Below are 366 nucleotides of genomic sequence, written 5' to 3'. Positions count from 1 at the left end.
ACCGGCGTGGCCGCCGGGCGGGGCGCGTTGAAATGGCTAAATTCGTAGGATGGGTAGAGCGAAGCGAAACCCATCACTTCGCAGCCCGGCAAGTCCCGATGGGTTTCGCTGCGAGACTGGGCAAGAATTGTACTGCGCCCGGATTAGATGGCCTAGTGGAACGCCGGGCGTATTTTGGCTCGGAGAGCGGTGTTGCGGCTTGTAGGCGCGTGGCGATGGCCGTGACGGCGTTAAGCAGCCAGAACGGCCAATATGGATGACGATTGGCAAGATAGGCCATCAGACTATCGAAGCCAAGGATGCTGAGCACGCGCGAGAAGTTGTAGCAGAGCGCCATTAGGCTCCATTCGCCGCGCACCTTGTCAA

1 protein-coding gene is annotated in these 366 nt (G+C 59.6%); it reads right to left on the bottom strand.

Annotation, left to right across the window (positions count from 1 at the left end):
- Positions 1–73: 73 nt before the first annotated feature.
- The coding region (locus QSV46_RS39240) for a hypothetical protein (protein ID WP_314964027.1) at positions 74–366 on the bottom strand (293 nt) is incomplete at its 5' end.

This window comes from Bradyrhizobium cosmicum, from assembly GCF_032290525.1.
In the GTDB taxonomy this organism is placed as follows: domain Bacteria; phylum Pseudomonadota; class Alphaproteobacteria; order Rhizobiales; family Xanthobacteraceae; genus Bradyrhizobium; species Bradyrhizobium cosmicum_A.
Note: the sequence above shows the minus strand (reverse complement) of the source record. Positions and strands in the feature narration are given on the sequence as shown.